At 30.4% G+C, this 644-nt stretch carries 1 protein-coding gene; it reads left to right on the top strand.

Annotated features, from left to right (window positions below):
* The coding region (locus tag GBZ86_RS16570; RefSeq protein ID WP_234885192.1) for a terminase TerL endonuclease subunit at positions 1–644 on the top strand (644 nt) is incomplete at both ends.

Genomic DNA, 644 nt, shown 5'->3' on the forward strand with positions numbered 1-644 from the left:
TGAAGAATATGGGGATATGAAATTTCAACCTCAAACTGCTTTAACCTTTATGACTAAAAGAATGAATAGACCTGCACAGGATTCTTATACCATAGTGGCTGAATGGGAAAAAATAAAAGCTACTAATCAGCCTATACCAGATATAAATAATTATTCCTGTGTAGGTGGAGTAGACTTTGCCAGTACAAGAGATTTTGTAGGATGTGGTTTATTATTTAAAGTGGGTGATAAAAGAGTATGGTTACACCACTCATTTATATGTCATAGAGCTTTAGAAATAAAGGGAAGAGCTATAAAATTTGATGTTAAATTAGCAGAAAAAGAAGGACTATGTACTGTTTTAAAAGAGGATACTATAAAACCTAAGTATATAGCTAATTGGTTTTTAACTATGGTTAGTAAATACAATATAAATATTTTAGATATTTGCTGTGATAGATATAGAAAAATGTTATTAGAAACAGCCTTTAAAGAAGTTGGTTTGCCCTTAAGTGATGTGGGAAATGGATACATAACCCATAATAAACTAGCACCACTTATAGAGCAGTTATTTGCAGATGAAAATATTATTTATGGTGATGATAAAATGATGCGTTGGTATACCAATAATGTTTATGTAGATACAGATGCAAAAGGGAATAAAT

The organism is Clostridium tarantellae (assembly GCF_009295725.1).
In the GTDB taxonomy this organism is placed as follows: Bacteria; Bacillota; Clostridia; order Clostridiales; family Clostridiaceae; genus Sarcina; species Sarcina tarantellae.